This is a genomic window from Vagococcus zengguangii, assembly GCF_005145005.1.
GTDB classification, from domain to species: Bacteria; Bacillota; Bacilli; order Lactobacillales; family Vagococcaceae; genus Vagococcus_A; species Vagococcus_A zengguangii.
This window is the reverse complement of sequence record NZ_CP039712.1, coordinates 277,019-297,313: the sequence shown is the minus strand read 5'-3', so window position 1 is coordinate 297,313 and position 20,295 is coordinate 277,019. Positions and strand designations below refer to the sequence as shown.

At 37.1% G+C, this 20,295-nt stretch carries 20 protein-coding genes and 1 other RNA gene; 4 read left to right on the top strand and 17 right to left on the bottom strand.

Annotated features, from left to right (window positions below; all coding sequences use genetic code 11):
• Positions 1-116: 116 nt before the first annotated feature.
• From typA to FA707_RS01445, 5 genes are all read right to left on the bottom strand, one after another.
• Positions 117-1,961: a translational GTPase TypA gene (typA, locus tag FA707_RS01465; RefSeq protein ID WP_136952559.1), complete on the bottom strand. Its 1,845-nt coding sequence runs from the start codon at positions 1,959-1,961 to the stop codon at positions 117-119.
• A 106-nt stretch (positions 1,962-2,067) separates the two neighbouring features.
• The gene (locus FA707_RS01460; RefSeq protein WP_136952558.1) at positions 2,068-2,841 is read right to left on the bottom strand and encodes an inositol monophosphatase family protein; all 774 of its coding nucleotides are present in this window, start codon (positions 2,839-2,841) and stop codon (positions 2,068-2,070) included.
• A gap of 7 nt (positions 2,842-2,848) precedes the next feature.
• Entirely contained in the window at positions 2,849-3,121 is a 273-nt protein-coding gene (locus tag FA707_RS01455; protein ID WP_136952557.1) for a UPF0223 family protein, read from the bottom strand.
• Between the two features lie 143 nt (positions 3,122-3,264).
• Entirely contained in the window at positions 3,265-4,713 is a 1,449-nt protein-coding gene (locus FA707_RS01450; protein ID WP_136952556.1) for a sensor histidine kinase, read from the bottom strand.
• Complete coding sequence (locus FA707_RS01445) at positions 4,710-5,432, bottom strand: response regulator transcription factor (protein WP_136952555.1); 723 nt, start codon at positions 5,430-5,432, stop codon at positions 4,710-4,712. Before FA707_RS01445 ends, FA707_RS01450 begins: the two co-directional genes overlap by 4 nt.
• Before the next feature lie 174 nt (positions 5,433-5,606).
• Between FA707_RS01445 and FA707_RS01440 the strand changes: the two genes are divergently transcribed.
• The 3 genes from FA707_RS01440 to FA707_RS01430 all read left to right on the top strand — a co-directional run bounded on the left by FA707_RS01440 (position 5,607) and on the right by FA707_RS01430 (position 7,255).
• The gene (locus FA707_RS01440) at positions 5,607-6,380 is read left to right on the top strand and encodes a Cof-type HAD-IIB family hydrolase (protein WP_168177326.1); all 774 of its coding nucleotides are present in this window, start codon (positions 5,607-5,609) and stop codon (positions 6,378-6,380) included.
• A gap of 64 nt (positions 6,381-6,444) precedes the next feature.
• Positions 6,445-6,812, top strand: a transfer-messenger RNA (tmRNA) gene (gene ssrA, locus FA707_RS01435).
• Positions 6,813-6,964: 152 nt separating this feature from the next.
• On the top strand, positions 6,965-7,255 hold the full coding sequence (locus FA707_RS01430; protein ID WP_136952553.1) for a hypothetical protein: 291 nt from the start codon (positions 6,965-6,967) through the stop codon (positions 7,253-7,255).
• A 32-nt stretch (positions 7,256-7,287) separates the two neighbouring features.
• Here FA707_RS01430 and pgsA read toward each other — a convergent pair whose 3' ends face one another.
• From pgsA to yfmF, 5 genes are read right to left on the bottom strand one after another with little or no spacing between them, the layout of a single operon-like run.
• Entirely contained in the window at positions 7,288-7,866 is a 579-nt protein-coding gene (gene pgsA / locus FA707_RS01425; protein WP_136954143.1) for a CDP-diacylglycerol--glycerol-3-phosphate 3-phosphatidyltransferase, read from the bottom strand.
• Positions 7,867-7,915: 49 nt separating this feature from the next.
• A complete protein-coding gene (locus tag FA707_RS01420) occupies positions 7,916-8,818 on the bottom strand; it encodes a helix-turn-helix domain-containing protein (protein ID WP_136952552.1) in 903 nt (300 codons plus the stop codon).
• Positions 8,819-8,849: 31 nt separating this feature from the next.
• The gene (ymfI, locus tag FA707_RS01415) at positions 8,850-9,575 is read right to left on the bottom strand and encodes an elongation factor P 5-aminopentanone reductase (protein ID WP_136952551.1); all 726 of its coding nucleotides are present in this window, start codon (positions 9,573-9,575) and stop codon (positions 8,850-8,852) included.
• A 6-nt stretch (positions 9,576-9,581) separates the two neighbouring features.
• Entirely contained in the window at positions 9,582-10,880 is a 1,299-nt protein-coding gene (gene yfmH, locus FA707_RS01410) for an EF-P 5-aminopentanol modification-associated protein YfmH (protein ID WP_136952550.1), read from the bottom strand.
• Entirely contained in the window at positions 10,880-12,145 is a 1,266-nt protein-coding gene (gene yfmF, locus FA707_RS01405; protein ID WP_136952549.1) for an EF-P 5-aminopentanol modification-associated protein YfmF, read from the bottom strand. The genes yfmH and yfmF overlap by 1 nt, the downstream gene beginning before the upstream one ends.
• Positions 12,146-12,367: 222 nt before the next feature.
• Here yfmF and mscL point away from each other — a divergent pair, with 222 nt between their 5' ends.
• Positions 12,368-12,805: a large conductance mechanosensitive channel protein MscL gene (mscL, locus tag FA707_RS01400; protein ID WP_136952548.1), complete on the top strand. Its 438-nt coding sequence runs from the start codon at positions 12,368-12,370 to the stop codon at positions 12,803-12,805.
• 50 nt (positions 12,806-12,855) lie between these two features.
• Here the strand turns inward: mscL and FA707_RS01395 are convergent, their stop codons facing one another.
• The 7 genes from FA707_RS01395 to rny form a co-directional block, all read right to left on the bottom strand.
• On the bottom strand, positions 12,856-13,368 hold the full coding sequence (locus FA707_RS01395) for a recombinase family protein (protein ID WP_168177325.1): 513 nt from the start codon (positions 13,366-13,368) through the stop codon (positions 12,856-12,858).
• Between the two features lie 130 nt (positions 13,369-13,498).
• Complete coding sequence (locus tag FA707_RS01390; protein WP_136952546.1) at positions 13,499-14,470, bottom strand: ribose-phosphate diphosphokinase; 972 nt, start codon at positions 14,468-14,470, stop codon at positions 13,499-13,501.
• 103 nt (positions 14,471-14,573) lie between these two features.
• Complete coding sequence (gene glmU, locus FA707_RS01385; RefSeq protein WP_136952545.1) at positions 14,574-15,947, bottom strand: bifunctional UDP-N-acetylglucosamine diphosphorylase/glucosamine-1-phosphate N-acetyltransferase GlmU; 1,374 nt, start codon at positions 15,945-15,947, stop codon at positions 14,574-14,576.
• A gap of 26 nt (positions 15,948-15,973) precedes the next feature.
• Positions 15,974-16,798 (bottom strand): pur operon repressor, encoded by an 825-nt coding sequence (purR, locus tag FA707_RS01380; RefSeq protein ID WP_136952544.1) that lies wholly within the window; start codon positions 16,796-16,798, stop codon positions 15,974-15,976.
• 144 nt (positions 16,799-16,942) lie between these two features.
• Entirely contained in the window at positions 16,943-17,761 is an 819-nt protein-coding gene (locus tag FA707_RS01375) for a metal ABC transporter permease (RefSeq protein ID WP_136952543.1), read from the bottom strand.
• Complete coding sequence (locus FA707_RS01370) at positions 17,734-18,414, bottom strand: metal ABC transporter ATP-binding protein (protein WP_136952542.1); 681 nt, start codon at positions 18,412-18,414, stop codon at positions 17,734-17,736. The genes FA707_RS01375 and FA707_RS01370 overlap by 28 nt, the downstream gene beginning before the upstream one ends.
• 142 nt (positions 18,415-18,556) lie before the next feature.
• Positions 18,557-20,122 (bottom strand): ribonuclease Y, encoded by a 1,566-nt coding sequence (rny, locus tag FA707_RS01365; RefSeq protein WP_136952541.1) that lies wholly within the window; start codon positions 20,120-20,122, stop codon positions 18,557-18,559.
• Positions 20,123-20,295: the final 173 nt, after the last annotated feature.

Here is a 20,295-nt window from a genome sequence, read left to right as displayed (position 1 = left end):
AAGAATATTCTTGCCACTTACCAGTGTCTGACGATACTGATTTCCACTAAAAAAGCCAAGGCTCTCGATACTGTCCCACTTTGATGGGGCAGTTCCAAGAGCCTTGGCTTTTTTAATTATTCTTGCTCAGCGTTTTTCTTTTTCTTCGCCGCACGTTCACGTTCACCTTTGTCTAACAATTGTTTACGTAGACGAACGCTTTCTGGTGTTACTTCACAATATTCATCATCATTCAAGAATTGTAATGATTCTTCTAATGTTAAGATTTTTGGTTTTTTGATAACTGATGTTTGGTCTTTATTAGCAGAACGAACGTTAGTCATTTGTTTAGCACGTGTGATGTTAACCGTTAAGTCATTCTCACGGCTGTTTTCACCAACAATCATACCACCATAAACTTCAGTCGTTGGTTCAACAAAAACTGTACCACGTTCTTCGATACTCATGATTGAGTAAGTGGTTGCTTTACCAGTATCAATAGACACTAAGGCACCGTTACGACGGCCACCTAACTGTGTTTGAATCTTAGGTAGGTATTGATCGAATGTGTGGTTCATAATACCGTAACCACGTGTCATTGACATAAACTCAGTTGAGTAACCGATTAATCCACGAGCTGGTACTAAGAAGATTAATCTTACTTGGCCATTACCAGAATTAATCATATCCAACATTTCGCCTTTACGTTGACCTAATGATTCGATAACACTACCCATGTACTCTTCTGGTGTGTCGATTTGTACACGTTCGAATGGTTCACATTGAATACCATCCACTTCTTTTTCAATAACTTTTGGACGTGATACTTGTAATTCGTAACCTTCACGACGCATGTTTTCGATTAAGATAGATAAATGTAATTCCCCACGACCTGAAACAATCCAAGCATCTGGTGAATCGGTGTTTTCAACACGTAAAGACACGTCAGTTTGTAATTCACTCATTAAGCGCTCTTCAATTTTTCTTGACGTAACAAATTTACCTTCGCGACCAGCAAATGGTGAGTTGTTTACTAAGAATGTCATTTGAAGAGTTGGCTCATCAATATGTAAAATCGGTAACGCATCTTGGTGGTCAACTGGTGTCACAGTTTCCCCAACGAAGATGTCTTCCATACCTGAAACGGCAATTAAGTCACCAGCTTTTGCTTCTTGGATTTCGACACGGTCTAGTCCTAAGAAACCAAAAATTTTAGTAACGCGGAAGTTTTTAGCAGAACCGTCAAGTTTCATTAATGATACTTGATCCCCTACTTTGATTGTTCCACGGAATACACGTCCGATACCGATACGTCCAACGTAATCACTATAGTCTAATAATGATACTTGGAATTGTAATGGCTCGTCGCTGTTATCAACTGGTGCGGGAATGTGCTCGATAATTTGATCATAGATAGGGTTCATTGTATGTTCTTGGTCTGCTGGATCATCAGATAAACTTGATGTACCGTTAATCGCTGACGCATACACAACAGGGAAATCTAATTGATCATCATCTGCACCTAATTCGATAAATAATTCTAATACTTCATCAACAACCTCTTCAGGACGTGCTGATGGTTTGTCAATTTTGTTTACTACTACGATTGGCGTAATGTGTTGTTCTAAAGCTTTTTTCAATACGAAACGTGTTTGAGGCATTGTTCCTTCATAAGCATCTACGACTAAAACTACACCGTCAACCATTTTCATGATACGTTCTACTTCTCCACCGAAGTCCGAGTGACCTGGTGTGTCCATGATGTTGATACGTGTTCCGTTGTATTGAATCGCTGTGTTTTTCGCTAAAATAGTGATACCACGCTCACGCTCGATATCGTTAGAGTCCATTGCACGCTCTTGCAATTCTTTACGCTCGTCTAATGTGTGTGATTGGCGTAATAATTCATCTACTAATGTTGTTTTACCATGGTCAACGTGGGCGATAATCGCTACGTTTCTAATATCTTCTCTTAATTTCACTTGATTGCTCCTTACTTTTTCAAGGTCTTTATTTCACGACTAATTTACTCGACTTTCTATTATAACAACAAAGAAGGTAACATGACAATAAAAAACTTTCAGAAAATTACAATTCTTGCATTTTCTTTATCTCTTCATAGGTAGCTGGCGTTGCAAAAATAACCGCCTGACGTTGTGTCATCGTCAGTTCTTGTCCATTCATCTCTGCTACAACAATTCCTAAGGATTTTGCCATAATTCGTCCGGCTGCAAAATCCCACGGTTGTAAATAGGAAATATAAGCAGCTTGCTTACCTAATAAAACTTCCTTGATACCTATGCCGGCACAGCCCACCATCCTCACACCGATTGCCTGTTTAGCAACCGTTTGTAACGCGAATGTATTCTCTAATAACATCCCAGAATTCAGACTAACAATTCCTTCGACTAACGTTTGATTCGCTGGAGGCTTAACTAACACATCATTCAAATAAACGCCCGAAGCTTCTCCACCCCATAGTAATTCATCCCGCATTAATTCATAAATAAATCCTAATGACTCACCCGATTCTTGCTCAATTGCCAACATCAAACAAAAATAGTCTTGCTGCTTATAAAAATTAAGTGTGCCATCGATTGGATCAATAATCCATGTCCGTTCAGTTTCTTGTTCAAGATAACGATTCGTTCCTTCTTCTCCTAAGACTCGATCATTTGGAAAATATTCAACGATTTTATTTACAAAAAATTGTTCAATTTCACGATCAACATTGGTCACTATATCTGTACGATCTGTTTTTTCTGTCATTTCTAATGGTTGGCTCAGTGCCTGTTTAATCCGATCCCCAGCCTCATAAAGCCAACTTTTTACGAGCTCGCTTAGTCTATTTGTCTCCATCATGTACTCCTTACATTTTGACCTTGCCTTTTGTCATCGTTTTAGCTTGCTGCATGACACGATACAATGAGTAACCTGATAACTCTTCATAGTGACGACCTAACGTGCGTTCCTCACCTATACTTTTAACGACACTTTTAAAGTCTCGATAAGCTGCTTGCAATTGTTCTATGTCAACCCCACGCTCATAAACTTCTTCTAACATCGCCCACATTGTTACTACTTTCGTAATTTCCTCATGTGACCAGTCCACATTTAATGGATAACTATAATTTTCTGACATTTTCTCACCTTTTCTATTTGCGTTTTGCATTTATCATCTATTACTGTTTATTATAGGCAGTTTTCATGTGAAAAGAAACAAAAACGAAAGGATAAACGCCATTCGTCTACGTTCCCCTTTCGTTTTTGATATTAACTGACTATTCAAATTTCATCTGGATGATCTGGGAATGTTAAAATAAATGCTGTCCCATGACCTTTTTTACTTGTTACCTCAACCTTACCTTCATGTAAACGAACCAATTGTTGCACAATCGCTAAACCAAGACCTGATTCACCGTACTTGTTATGCTTACGTGAGGGATCAACTTTATAGTAACGTTCCCAAATATTACGGACTTCTTCTTCTGTCATCCCAATACCCGTATCTTTAATCATAATAACTGTACTATTATTAACACGAGAAGCTTTTAAATAGATTTTACCATTTTGAGTAAATTGAATCGCATTTTGAGTAATATTTATCAAAATTTGAACGAATCGATCGTAATCTGCATGCACCTCGATTTCCCTAGAAGCACTAACGATGATTTCATTTCCAAATTCTTGAGCTTTTTGCGATAACTGTGTGGCAATAGAATATAAAACATCAGTAGCATTAAATACTGTTAGCTTCATCTGAATCTGATTAGTTCTAATTTTTTCATAATCTAGATTTTCGTTTACCAATCGAATTAAACGTTTTGTTTCTTTGCTCATTAACTCAAACGTCTTCTCTTTTTGACTTTCTGGAATCATGTTGTATGAGATTCCTTCAAGCAACCCATTTATGGTCGTTAAGGGCGTACGCATTTCATGTGCGGCATCGGCCATAAATCGTCGCCTTTGCTCTTCTTGATACTTAATTTCCTCGTCAGATATTTGCAGTTTGTGAGCCATTTTGTTAAATGAAATCGCAAGTTCATCTAATTCATCTATGTGATCTCCCGTTCTAATAGGAATTTGGACATCTAATTCACCATTCGCTATTTTGGCTGTACCTTTTTTAAGTAAATTAATTCGGTTAACTTGATACTGAGAAAAAATAAAACTAAACACTATCGCTAATAAACTAGAGATTAAAAAGGCGGTTAATAAATTACGGGTTAACGCATTAATACTGGCGTTAATTAAACTGACAGGATGATAAATCACTAGGGCTCCCATCAGTTCATTATCAAGTTCACGGGTAAAAACTGGATAAACGATAATCGCATAGTCTTTTTCATGATGTTCATCTATCTTATATTTTTGAGTAAACGAGAGTTCTTCCCCGTTTGATAATTGTTTCCATTGACTTTCTGATAGTGGATGTTTTCTGAGTTCTTGATGCTCTGAAATTTCTGGATAGACTAGACGCCTTTCATCATCAAAATAAATCATGCCAATTTTTTGATTTTTCAAAAATTCTTCAGCGTTCTCTACATTATCAAGCAACTCACCATTTCTATGATGCGTCATCGTCACAAGACTTCGTGCATACGAAAGCATTTGCTCATAATAATTTCCCACCAAGGTTTGACGTGTCAACGATTTAAATGACAGGCCAATTACAATCATAACCGTCAAAATAACGATGAAGAACCCAATCATTTGTTGGGCTAAATATTTCATTCTTCAACGACTCCGCTATCATCAAATTTATAGCCAATCCCCCACACGGTATGAATAATGCTAGGACCTATCGTTTCCATTTTTTTACGTAATTTTTTTATATGTGCATCTACCGTACGTTCATCACCGTAGTATTGGTAATCCCATACTAATTCTAATAATTGCTCTCTAGAAAATACTTGCTTAGGCTTGCCTGCCAAAGTTAACAATAAATCAAATTCTTTAAGTGTCAAACCTTCAATTAACTGTCCATCAACATAAGCTTCACGCGTGCTAATATTCATCTTTACGTGATTAGTTTCGACATCATACGTTTTATGCAATCGAGGAGCTTCTTCCATCACTTCTACACGCTCAGAACGGCGATAAAGTGCTTTGATACGCGCAATTAGCGTTAATGGACTAAATGGTTTGGTAACGTAGTCATCTGCTCCCAATTCTAAACCGATTACTTGATCGCTTTCAGAATCACGGGCGGATAACATAATAATAGGAACATCTCTTGAAACTTTACGAATTTCTTGGCAAATTGCGATACCATCCATTGATGGTAAATTTAAATCTAATGTTATAATATCCCAACTTTTTGGGTTTTCTAGGAAAGCATCTAATCCTTCTTTCCCGTCGTTTTTAAACTCAACATCCCATTTCTCATTCATGAAAAATATTTTCATCATTTCTGATACCGATTCGTTATCTTCAATCATCAAAATTCTCATTAGGCTACCTCCGTCATGTTATTTTTCCTTTTTTTCTATTATACTATATATTTTTTTCTTTACTAGTTTTTTAAAATCCAAGCGGTCTATAGCACATATCATTAGTATCCGCTTACTTATTTTGATATGATGATAATAGAACATGATAGTCAAACAGAAAGGATGATTCGCTCCATGACAGAAATCCAGGCGTTAGTTTTTTTTGACTTAGACGGTACGTTATTAAATGATCAATCACAAATCACAGATGATGTGGCACAATCACTTAAAAAAATGCGTGAAAATGGCATTATTCCCTTTATCGCAACTGGTCGCACCAACACCGAAATCACCGATATTCTTAAAAAAACAGGGATTAATTCTTTTATTACAATGAATGGGCAATATGCTGTGTTTGAAGGACAAGAAATTATCAATCATAAAATCTCAGCTGACCAAGCCCACGCTTTACATGAAAAAGCCAATGAATTAAATCATCAACTAGCTTTTTATAAACATTCAGGCATTATTTTAGCCAGTGATTCAACAATGGCTCAGCATCATTACGAGCATTTAGCTCAACCAGTCCCACCTATTGAAGTCCCAACATTTGATGAAGACACCTACAATATGTTGTTAATTTTAGGACAAGGACATGATGAGATTTATCAAAAAGCGTTTCCTGAACTAACGTTTTACCGCAACACACCATATTCGATTGATGTCGTAACATGCGGCCATTCTAAAGGGACGGGCGTAAATGAAATGCTACATTATCTAGGATTGGACAATGTCACAACATTTGCGTTTGGCGACGGACCAAATGACTTAGACTTGCTACGTGCTTGCGACTATAGCATCGCAATGGGCAATGCCATCGACGACTTGAAACGTATTGCGAATTATATTACTAGCGACCATAATAACGGAGGAATCGTTGAAGCGCTAAACTATTATCATCTAATTTAAAAAACTATCGTTGTCTTTTACAAGCATAATTTTTATGTTATAATAAAGGGCAACGTTATAAAACGGGGGCGTTATGGATTCGACAGGCATAGTTTGAGCTTGAGTAGCGTTCTGTAGGTTACGGCTACAATAAAACGTTACAGTTAAATATAACTGCAAACAATAAAAACAACACTTTCGCTTTAGCAGCTTAATAACCTGTTAGCGAAGATCCTCCTGGCATCGCCCATGTGCTCAGGTAAGGGTCTCAAACTTAGTGGGATACGTTAGCTCTTTCCGTCTGTAAGTGCTAAAAGAGATCATCAGACTAGCAAGATAAGACGCCTGTCATGTGGCAGCTTATCAAGTGAAATTCCAATAGCATGACTATGAGCGTAGAAGCTTTTGTGGCAATATGTTTGGACAGGGGTTCGACTCCCCTCGCCTCCATTTTTCGAATTCAATCAGTTGTAAAAAACATCAATCATCAGATTGGTGTTTTTTTGTTTTCAAACTTTTCTATAATAGTTAAATCACTTTTTTTGCCTATTATGGGCTATCATGATATATATTAAATAACAAAAAGAAAGGGATGGTTTACTGGTATGGATAATAAAGAAGTCGTCACAGCAGGTTTAAAAGAATTAGAAGCATTAATTGAGAAAGCAAAAACATTAGTTAAAGATGGCACGGTTGATGAAGCACAAACACAAATCACTGGTTACTTAAAAGATTTAGGTGGACAAGCTGAAGAATTAATAAATAAAGTAAAAGAAGCGACACCTGAATTAGTCGAAACATTAGATGGCATTTTTAATAAAGATGACGTCACAACTACCGAAGAATTACCGGAAGAAACAACATCGGCAATTGAAGAAACAACCGATAATACATAACAAAAAAGAAGCCTGACAGGCTTCTTTTTTGTTTACATTGACCCTTTAAAAACATGAGAATTCTTGATAAAGTAATCAACACCTGAATAAATGGTGAAAACTAAACAAGCATACAATAAGATAGTTGCAACTGGAATCCCTAACCCTTCAAATGGAACATTGTTAATTAGTAAGAAAATAATCGCTAACATTTGCGTAGCGGTTTTGACTTTTCCTGGCCAAGCAGCCGCCATCACTTCACCATCTTCCACTAATAACAAACGTAAACCTGTGACAGCTAACTCACGACACACAATGATTGCAACTACCCAAGCTGGTGCTTTGCCTTGTGCCACTAGCATGATAAAGGCTGTCATTACTAACATTTTATCGGCTAATGGATCAGCAAACTTCCCAAAATTTGTCACCAAACCTTGGGAACGAGCAATTTTACCGTCTAACCAATCCGTTAAACTAGCGATTGCAAAAATAATCATTGCAACAAATTGTGTCCATTCAACTTCTGTGCCACCAACTGAGAAACTTCCCCAGTCCATGTTCGCTCCTACAACAATAATAAAGATTGGAATCATAAGGATTCGCAATACGGTTAATTTATTTGGTAAATTAATTTTAAACACACCCTTCGAATTTCGCTCAGACGCTTTTGATTATCACGTCTTAATCGTTCTCTTTATCTAAATAGCTTAACGCTAAATTCAAGTTACGCATATCTAGATTTGTTCCTGTTTTATTAAAGTCAACTTTTTCACCATTAACAAATAATTCCACTGCATTCGCAGCGCCTAATGTAATCACGGCGTTTTTCACGTTTTCATCTAACTTAACTTCTGCTTCTTGATTGGCCTCGACAGTCGCGTTATAAGCACTTTGTCCATCGGCTGTAATACCGATCCAACAACGACCACCAGTACTTTTGATTTTGACTGTGGCTTGTTTTTCAGACGATTTCACCGCAATTTCTGTATCACGACCTATTTCTTCCCCTATGTCAATGGTTGTTTTAAGTTCTTCTTTTTCTTTAGATTCAGAAGATTCTTCTTCCCTAGTTGCTTCTTTAGATTCAGAACTTGCTGTTTCTTTGTTTTTGTCTGGCTTATCAGTTGACTCTTCAAAGCTTCCCTCTACTACGACATTATCATTTGGTTTAATCACTTGTTTAGGATTTGACTGTCTTAATGTCAACCAAAAGACCGTTGCAATAATTAGTAAAGACGCTAAACTAAGTAAAATCATCGGCCATCTATCTTTACTGATATTGCTCGTGCGGTGCTTTCTACGATTTAACTCTGTTCGTGAGGCACCTGCACTTTCACCAACGGGATTAATCGCTTCTCCACCGTTCTCATATAGCTTAATTAGCTCCTCATCATCCAATCCGACTGCTTGAGCGTATTGACGAATAAAATTACGAGCATAATATGTACCAGGTAACAATTCAAATTGATTATCTTCGACCGCCGATAAATAGCGTGCTTGAATTTTTGTCATTTTTTGTAAATCTTCAATCGTTATACCTTTAGATAGCCTTGCTTTTCTTAGTCTTTCTCCAATTGTTTCCATTTATTCGTCACCTTCGTTCTCTTTATACTAATTATACTTTCCAGCCACCTGTAACTGGTAATATTGTTCCTGTTATATAATTTGCTGATTTACTCATTAAAAAGCCTACTGCAGCACCGATTTCCTCAGGTTTTGCCATGCGATTTAGCGGTATTTCGTTTAATAATTCTTGCATCTCTTCTGCTGTCCAATCAGTATTCATTTGTGTGGCAACCGCACCTGGCGCGACGGCATTCACCGTAATTCCAAGGCTCGCTACTTCTTGGGCGTATGCTTTAACAAACGCATGTTGCGCGCCTTTGACTGTACTATACATCACTTCCATCGCACTACCTTGTAAGCCATAGACTGAGCCAATAAAGACGATTTTCCCCTGATGTTCTCGACTTAATTTAGCCTGCACTTGCTGACATATTTCGACTGGATTTTTCAACATACTTGTCCACAAATCATCCATCGCGTGACTGGTTGTTTCAGTCAATAGCTGATAAATGGTTTGGCCGTTAGCGACCACTACGCCATCTATATTAAAGAGCGACTTAGTTATTTTATCACTTGCACCCGCTTGATTCAAATCAGCTTGAATCACAAAAAATTCTTGCGTCGGATAATCAGCAATTAACTGTTGTTGTAGCGCACTAATTTTATCTTGATTACGAAAATAGTGTAGATATAGTGACCAACCTTGCGCTGCTAAAACACGGGCGCAGGCTGTGCCAATATCACCGCTCGCTCCTAAAATTAACGCATGTTTCATCAACTTCTACTCCTTATTTTTCGGGTAAACATATAAAGTGACCATCGCTTCTTCTTTAATAAAGTGATTGATAACCCCTTGAATATCTTCTAACATGATTGAATCAATAACATCTACCATATCAAATAACGTTGCTTCGCCAAAGCTATCTTTACTAAATTGATTGGCAATATATTCCAATGAATTTAATGACTGTAAGTAATTTCCCATCATGCGTTTTTTAAGTAAACTTAAACGTTCCTCTGTTAATTCTGGACTATCTTTAGCAGTTAATAAGATCTCTTTTAATCTTTCAGCTAATTCGACGGGTTGATCTGTATCGCCACCGAAATCAGCAAAGTAGAAACCACGGTCCATATTAAACTCAAAACCAAAGCTATCGTCGACTAACTCTTCGTTATACATAGCCAAATAATTATCTGATGTTGTGCCAATTAACATCTGGAATAGTAATGAGGCCGCTGTTCGATTACGCAACAACTCATAGCCATCTGTTGGTAAGGCTTCTAAACCTTTAATACCAACATACGCTTTAGGACGTGTCACATCTAGATAAATCGTCGATTCTTTTACGATGTCTGCGGCTGTTTCTTCTGGGAATTTACGTTCAATTGGCGGCATTGCTGTAAATTCTTTGCTCGCTTGATTCTCACGAATTAACGCCATCATTGCTTCTGGATCCATCTTCCCAACCACAAAAAGATTCATATTACTCGGATGATAGAAGGTGTTATAACATAGATATAAATCCTCAGCTGTAATTTCAGCGATACTATCAATCGTTCCAGCAATATCAATATGTAGCGGATGTTTTGGATACATTGCTTGTAATAATCCAAAGAAAGTACGCCAATTTGGATCATCATCGTACATTTGAATTTCTTGTCCGATAATGCCTTTTTCTTTTTCTACCGTGTCTTCAGTAAAGTATGGCGCTTGCACAAAGTCTAATAAGGTCGTTAAATTTTTCTCCACCTGATCGGTACTTGAAAATAAATAACTTGTTTTAGTAAAACTTGTAAAAGCGTTCGCGGATGCCCCTTGTTTACCAAATAACTGAAAAACATCGCCGTCTTCCTTTTCAAACATTTTATGCTCTAAGAAATGGGCAATTCCGTCGGGCACTTTAACAAATTCATCTTGTCCTAACGGTTTAAATTCCTCATCAATTGAACCGTAATCGGTTGTAAATAAGGAATACGTTTTATGGAAGCCCTCTTTTGGTAGCAACGCTACTTTCAAACCATTGGGAAGGGTTTCTGTATAAAGCGTTTCGTTAATTAGCTCGTAAACTTTTTTTTCCATTAAGCTACTCCCCCTTCCATGAAATAAATAGCTTGTAGTTCCATCTTTTGTGCCATTGCTTGGACTTCTTCTTTTGTTACTGCCTCTAATCGATTCAACCATTCATCATCGCTAATATCTGATTGTGGGAATTTTTTGGCTAAATAAAGCGACTCAATACTAGCGCTTGGGTTATCTTGAGACAACATAAATTGATTACGAATCATTGCTTTAGTTTGTTGCATTTCTTCTTCACTAATGTTTCCCTCACGAATCGCATCTAATTGTTCTGAGACCAATGCCAATACTTTTTCTTTGTTTTGACTGTCAATTCCTGTTTGAACTGTCATCATTCCTCTAAACGTGTCGAGCGAACTTGAAGCATAATACGCCATGCTCTCCTTCTCACGCACATTCATAAATAATTTAGAATGAGCAAATCCACCAAAAATACCGTTGAATACTTGCATAGCAAAATAATGAGTGTCATGGAAGTAAGCATCTGTTTGATAGGCTAAATTTAATTTTCCTTGTTGAACAGGTAATTTCTCTACTCGTTCTGCCACAGTAAGTTGACGTTGACGTTGATACATCGGACTAGCTACCAATGCCTCACGATCGACAAAGTTAAATTGTTGAACTAACGGTAAAACATCTTGCTCATCAATATCCCCTAAAATAACGATGTCAATTTCATCTTCTTGGAGCATTTGTTGATAATAATTAAACAACTCCGAATTTTCAATTTTTTCGACATCTTCAACACGGCCAAAGCCAGGCGTTTGTTGTGCTTCATCCTCAGAATAATACAATGATTGCAAGCGTAATGACGCTAAACTTTGTTTGTCATCATAAATTGATTGAACATAAGAAATCAAATTTTTCTTCTCACGATGAAACGTTTCTTCATCGAATTGCATACCATCAGCATTCGGATTAAGCAAAATTTCTTGCATAAAATTGAAGCCTTCAGCTAATAAACCTGCTTCATTAGGGAGATATTTAGGATTAACCATTGAAAAAACCGCATTCAAATAATGACGATTGCCTTTTTTACTTGAACCAATTCCCATCTTTGCACCGTACATATCTGATAATTTTTTACTAATATCCGTTTGTTGGGGATAGTTTAAACTGTTCGTCTCTAAAATACTGCTTAATAACGTTCTTAAACTCGCTTTTTCTCGCGTCAATTCTGAAGCAAAACGAATTAAGACGTGAATTGTTTTATATTTTTTAGTAGGAATTACGTGTAGATTAACATTTTTAGCTAATACGTTACTCATAAATCAAGCCTACCTTTCCGATAATTTGTCACAAAATAGTTTAGATAAAACTATTTTGCTATCTTATTAATCATATCATAATTCAGCGGCTTTCTGAATTAATAGGATAGCAAATTAAACGAATATTTTAAGTTTTAATTATCATCTTTAAGCAAATTTAAAGACGAGTTAAATAATTATCGTTATAATGCTAATTGATAACATTTTTGGGAGGAATTATTGATGATTAAAGAGTTTAAAGAATTTATCACAAAGGGAAATGCTTTTGACCTAGCTATTGGTGTTTTAGTTGGGGGGGCTTTTAACAATATTGTAAAAGCTTTAACTGATAGTGTCCTAACACCTCTAATTTCATTTTTCATTCGTGTCATCACAAAAAGTAACAGCGACGGCACAAATATTGAAGGCTTAGCCATCCCACTTGGCGAAACAGGTTTGAAAGTTGACTTTGGTGCATTTATTGGTGCCATTATTCAGTTCTTAATCACAATGGTGGTATTATTCTTCATCGTAAAAACAATCAATAAATTACGAGATTTAGGAACTGCTGTCTTACCGATCGAAGAAGAAGTGGAAGAAGAAGCTGAACCAACACAAGAAGAGTTATTACAAGAAATTGTTAACTTACTGAAAAAAGATTCTAACGAAACAAAAGAATAACCCTAAAAACAAAAAGCGTGTGAGCCCTATAAGGTCACACGCTTTATTTGTTATTGATTTTCTGCTTCTTTAAGCATTTTAGAGTATTTATGTACTGTCCCAATTGAAACGTTACACTCAGTCGCAATCTCACGGTAAGTCAAACGTTTCTCAAAATATAAACTACGTACTTTTTCGATAATTTCTTCATTCACACGTGGACGACCACCAAAATTACCTTTTTCTCTAGCGCGTTTTAACCCACGTTTAGTACGAGTAGCTAAATAATTTTTTTCACGTTCGCCAATATCCATTAAATATGCTAAGAAATTTTCTTCCTCATTAACAAAACGCAAACTAATTCCTTGTTCTTTCAGATTATCTAACAAACGCTTTACTGCCAACAAATTAAGATCTAGCGCTTCATATTTCCAAACATAAAACTCTTTTTCTTCACCTAATTTTGCTAGCAATTCTAAATAATTAACTCTTTCGTTCAACGGTCCTAACTCAATGACTTGATAGTCTTGTAGCTCTTCCATACTCAACGTTTGTTCCAACTCATTATTCACATATAGTTTCATTTTTATTTCTTCCTTTTTTCGAACTTTATTATATTTTTTTGTCAATATACCAAGTTCATAACCCCACAAAAAAGCCGACCGCAAGGACACCCGACCGAGCCCGGTATCCTTGAAGCCAACTAACCTTTCATTACATACGTTTCGATTCGAATAGCGGACTAACTGGTTTATTTTCGTGGATACGTTTGATTGCATCTCCGATTAATTCCCCAACACTTACTTTTTCGATTTTCTCAATCATTTTTTCTTCTGGTAAGTAGATTGAATCTGTCACGATAACTTTTTCAATCACAGATTGTTCTAATCTTTCTAAAGCAGGTCCTGATAAAACTGGATGAGTACAGCAAGCAATAACTTCTGTTGCGCCTTCATCTTTTAACGCTTGAGCCGCTAAAGTAATAGTCCCAGCAGTATCAATCATATCATCGATAATGATACATTTTTTGCCTTCCACTTTACCAATGATATTCATCACTTCGGCAACGTTTGCTTTTGGTCTTCTCTTATCAATAATCGCAATTGGTGCTTTTAAGAAATCAGCTAATTTACGAGCACGGGTTACACCACCATGGTCAGGTGATACAACGACGATATCGTCACCTTCATAACCTTTATCCATGAAGTAATCAGCTAATAATGGTGCTGCCATTAAATGGTCAACAGGGATATTGAAGAATCCTTGGATTTGTGCAGCATGTAAATCTAATGTTAAGACGCGGTCCGCACCAGCAGCTGTTAACATATCAGCTACTAATTTAGCTGTGATTGGCTCACGTGAGCGTGCTTTACGTTCTTGACGAGCATAACCATAGTAAGGTAATACAACGTTGATTGTTTTAGCACTTGCACGTTTTAAAGCATCCATCATAATTAATAGTTCCATTAAATTGTCATTTACTGGGAAGCTAGTTGATTGGATTAAGTAAACATGATCACCACGGATACTTTCTTCAATATTGATTTGAATTTCACCGTCACTAAATTGTTTAACCGATGATTTTCCTAATTCTACTCCGATAGCATTTGCGATTTTTTGAGCCAAAGGTTTATTGGAATTTAAAGAAAAGATTTTTAACTTTGGATCAAAGTAATGATTTGTCATGAGGACCTCCGCTTTCTTTTATAACTTTATTTATTCTCTTTTAATAGTAGTCATTTTCTAACATAAAATCAAGTGTTTGACAACTATTTTCGCTTATTTTTCATTATTTAGAAAATGGTAATTTATCTGCATAACCAGGCTTGTTAATTTGGCGTGAACGAGCAATTGCCATATTCTTGCTTGGTACATCTTCAGTAATTGTTGAACCAGCCGCAATGTAAGCATTCTCGCCAACATTTACCGGTGCAATCAAGTTGGCATTACATCCGATGAAGACATCATCTGCAACCACTGAGCGGAATTTATTTTTGCCATCATAGTTAACGAAGACTGTTCCACAACCAATATTGATATTTTTGCCTAGGTCAGCATCGCCAACATATGTTAGATGACCTACTTTTGTTCCCTTATCTAGCGTTGCATTTTTGATTTCGACGAAGTTACCGATATGTACATTTTCCCCTACTTTTGAATTTGGTCGAATATGTGCATACGGACCAACATCGGCACCTGAAGCAATCTCAGCATTTTTGATAGAAGACGATTGAATTACTACGTTGTCTTGAATTACACTATCAACAATCTCACTGTTAGCACCAATCACACATTCTGAACCAATGACTGTTTTCCCTTTGATGTTAACACCTGCTTCAACAAGCGTATCGTTACCGATAACCACGTCTACATCAATATAAGTAGCCTCTGGATTAACAAACGTCACACCATTTACCATGTGTTTTTCATTAATACGACGACGCATCGCTGCCGTTGCAACAGCTAACGCTTTACGATCATTAACCCCTATTGACTCTGCGAATTCAGACATTTGATAAGCCGCTACCATCTCACCTTGTGCTTGTAAAATACCGATAACGTCTGGTAAGTAATACTCATTTTGCTCATTGTCATTGCCAACTTTTGCTAATGACTCAAATAAGGCTTTATTGTCAAAACAGAACGTGCCTGTGTTGATTTCTTGAACTTTACGTTCTTCATCCGTTGCATCTTTTTCTTCAACAATTTTTAAAACTGCGCCGTTTTCATCACGAATAATACGACCATAAGCAAATGGATTATCAGCATGTGCCGTTAAAACCGTTGCTTTTGCTCCACTTTGCTCATGCGTTTCGAATAATTCTTGTAATGTTTCGGCACGTAATAACGGTGTATCACCACAAATAACTAACGTTGTGCCTTCTTTATCAGCTAAGATGTCTTTAGCTTGAATCACCGCATGGCCAGTACCTAATTGTTCTGATTGTAACGCATATTTAGTACGCTCACCTAAGGTTTCTTTGACCATTTCAGCGCCAAACCCCACAATTGTCACCACTTCTTCTGGTGCCAATGTTTCAACTTGTGTTAACACATGGTCGACCATTGATTTTCCAGCAATCTCATGTAAGACTTTATATTTTTTTGATTTCATACGAGAACCTTGTCCCGCTGCTAAAATAATTGCATAACGTTTATTCATTGTTTCTTCCTCCCAATAATTAACAACTAATCTTTATTATCAAAATAGGTGCCCGGTGTCACACTGATTGTACGTTCGGCCGTGTTTACACGGTCAACTGATAATAACGAAATATAATCTTCCACTACACGTGGTCCTGAATGACGTGTTTCGGCAAATACTGCTGTCCCAGCTAATTCAGCTTCAAACTCTTCAATCAAGCCTTTCATTCCGTTAACAGTTCCGCCGCCTTTCATGAAATCATCCACAATCAAGACGCGTGCACCACGTTTTAGGCTACGCTTTGATAATTCCATTTTTTCGATACGTTCTGATGAGCCTGAAACATAATTCACACTCACGGTTGAACCTTCTGTTATTTTAGAATCGCGACGAACGATGACAAACGGTACATTTAAGTTGTAGGCGACTGCTTGTGCAATCGGCACACCTTTCGTCGCCACAGTCATAACCGCATCCACTTTTTTATCGTAAAATTTAGAAGCAATCATTAAGCCCACTTTCCTTAAGATATCTGGCGTACCTAGCATATCAGATAAATAAACATAACCACCCGGCAATAAACGATTACTTTCAGATAATTGCGCACATAACTCTTCCACAATCACCAAGGCTTGCTCCTCACTCATTTTCGGAATAAAACGTACCCCACCAGCAGCACCTGGTAATGTTTCTAAAATACCGATACCACGCTCACTAAAGGTGCGTTTCACAATAGTTAAATCCTCACTAATTGACGATTTAGCCGCTCCGTATTTTTTTGAAAATGACGTTAGGGTTACTAAAGTATGGGGATGTTCCATCAAGTAATACGTCATGTCAATTAATCGTTCACTTCTACGAACTTTCATTATTTACCTCTCCTCTTATTTACAAATTAAGTCATCTATAACTAGTCTTAAATTCCATTTATCCCTCTCATTATACCTTTTTTACACAAAAAAAGGAAAAGAAAGTTCGTCTTTTCCTTAAAATACTCTATTTTATATTGATTTCTATTTTTGTCTTAGTTTTGTCACTGACCATTTAACCAAATTAACAATCATAAAAATACCGATAAATAACATCGTAATGGTAGCACCAGCTGGCGTATCGAATTGATAGGAAGCGACTAAACCACTCAACATACCAACTAAACCAACGATTACACTAATAATAATAACTTGTTGGAATCCTTTACCAATTCGCATAGCAATCGCAGCTGGCAATACCATAATGGCTGAAATAAGTAGCGCTCCTGCGATTGGAATCATCACTGAAATCGCTATTCCCGTTAAGACATTAAATAAAATTGACATTAGAGTTACTGGTAAGCCATCCACATGTGCCGTATCTTCATCGAACGTTAAGACATACATCGGACGACGGAATAAAATATATGCTACGACTAAAATCAACGCTAACACCGCTAAAATAAATAATTGCGATTCATTGATTGTGACGATTGAACCAAACAAATACTCATTAATTTTAACCCCGGAACTCCCATCACTAAAGCTCATAATAATTAACGCAAGAGCCAGACCACCAGACATTAAAATGGCAGTACTGATTTCTGAATAAGTTTGATAAATCATACGTAAATATTCTAATAAACATGCTGCAATAACCACGACTAAGAACGTTGTCAAAGTCGGATTGACGTTAACCAAAAAGCCAAGTGCGACACCTGCTAATGATACATGAGATAAGGTATCAGCTAACAGCGATTGACGTCGTACGACTAAAAATACACCTAGCATTGGGGCAATAATTGCCATTAAGACAGTAGCCATTAAAGCCATCCTCATGAACGGATATGAAAACATCTCCATCGTGAATCCTCCTTTCTAATTAGTCGGATATGACGGTCAGCATACTGCTTGATATCTTCATGATCATGAGTTATCATCAATATACCTTTATTATGCACGTGAGCATTATGACGCAATAGCTCATAAAAATCGCCACGTGACGTTTCGTCCATACCTGTTGTAGGCTCATCCAAGATAAATAAATCAGGGTCTGTGGCAAAGACACGCGCCAACGAGATACGCTGTTTTTGACCACCAGATAATTCGCCTACTTTTTTATGGCGCATCTCCCACATGTTAACCGCCATTAAGGCACGTTCAACATGTTCGTGATCTTTTTTTGTTAACCGCTTGAACCAACGTCCACGTTGAAAACGACCTGATTGTACTAGTTCTAAAACTGTACTTGGAAATCCCGCATTATAAGAAGCAATTTGTTGTGGAATATAGCCAATACTAATCGGCTGACCTTCTAGGTTGACTTTTGAAATTTCAATTTCGCCTGAAGAAGGTTTTAATAGACCTAAAGTATTTTTTAAAAGCGTCGACTTCGCTGCCCCATTTTCACCGGTCAAAATAACAAATTCGCCTGAATCGACATGGTAAGAAACATTTTCAAGAACGGGTTCTTTACCATAGTAAAAAGTTAAATCTTTAACTGTTATATATCGCATTGTGTGCCTCCTTTATCAGCTCACTCAAAACCGTAATCATTACGTTTTAACTTTAAAATCTTAACATTTAATGGATAACTCGTCAATCTTTTGTACTCAAAAAGAGGTTGCAGCACCTAAATGCTGCAACCTCTTTTATTTTTTACTTAGCATAATCAACTGCTCGTGTCTCACGAACAACGGTTACTTTGATATGTCCTGGATATTCTAATTCATCTTCAATACGTTTGCGAATGTCGCGAACTAATAATGTCGCTTGATCGTCTGAAATTTGGTCTGGTTTAACCATAATACGAACTTCGCGTCCTGCTTGAACAGCAAAGCTATAGTCAACCCCTTCAAATTCATTCGCGATACCTTCTAAACGTTCTAAACGTTTAATGTAGTTTTCTAATGACTCACTACGCGCTCCAGGACGAGCGGCTGATAAAGCGTCTGCTGCTGCAACCAATACAGCAATCACTGATGTCGCTTCTGTATCACCATGATGTGAGGCAATAGCATTCACAACAATTTCAGGTTCTTTGTATTTCTTAGCAAGCTCAACACCCACTTCAACGTGAGACCCTTCGACTTCACGGTCGATTGCTTTACCAATATCATGTAAGAAACCAGCACGTTTAGCCATTTCAACGTCTTCTCCCAGTTCACCAGCTAAAACGCCCGTTAACTTCGCCACTTCAATTGAATGGTTTAAGACATTTTGACCATAGCTGGTTCTAAAACGCATGCGTCCCATAATTTTAATTAGGTCTGGATGTAACGTATGAATCCCTACTTCAAACGCAGCATTTTCACCGTATTCACGAATACGCTCATCCATTTCTTTGCGCGCTTTATCGACCATTTCTTCGATTCTTGCTGGATGAATTCGACCATCTTGAATTAATTTTTCAAGTGCCATACGGGCAATCTCACGACGAATTGGATCAAATCCTGATAACACGACTGCTTCTGGTGTATCATCAATAATTAAATCAATACCTGTTAACGTTTCTAACGTACGGATATTACGACCTTCACGACCGATAATACGACCCTTCATTTCGTCATTTGGTAATGTGACAACTGAGACAGTTGATTCAGACACTTGATCTGCAGCACATCGTTGCATTGCTAAAGATAACATGTTCTTCGCAATTCGATCAGAATCTTCTTTCACCTTTCGCTCATTGTCTTTCACCATAACTGCTAACTCATGTTCTAATTCTTCTTGAGTTTGCGTCATAATAATTTCTTTTGCTTCGTTGCGACTTAATGAAGCAACTTTTTCAAGCTCTAAGGCTTTCTGATTAATCAACTCTTGAACTTCTTGCTCTCGTTCACCTATCAATTGTATTTTCGAATCTAGTCTCTGTTCTTTTTCTGTTAGTGAATTTTCGCGTTGCACTAAAGCTTGATCTTTGCGATCAATATTAGCTTCACGCTGTAACAAACGGTTTTCTTGTTCTTTAACTTCGTTGCGGCTTTGTTTCAACTCACTTTCAATTTCTAAACGATACTTCTGATTCTCTTCTTTAGCCTCGATTAACGTTTCTTTCTTCAAAGTTTCAGCTTGACGCTTAGCATCTTCTAAAATGCTTTCGGCTGTCACACTGGCATTTTGTATTGCTTTTTGATGATTCGCTTTTGCAATAATTGAACCGATAAGTAGACCGACAATTAACGCGATGATACCGAGAACAATGATAATAATTAGTGAATTCATTATTCTGTGGCACCTCCGGAAATTTTTAATTGTAAATGTAAGTGTTTTATCACTTACTGTGTAAGTTTAGGCAGAGCTAAACTTACACTTTTAATTCTAATATTTATCGGGTAGACTGTCAATCAAGAGTATGTCCTTGACAGCTACATATCCCTCTTATATTGTAGGCTTTT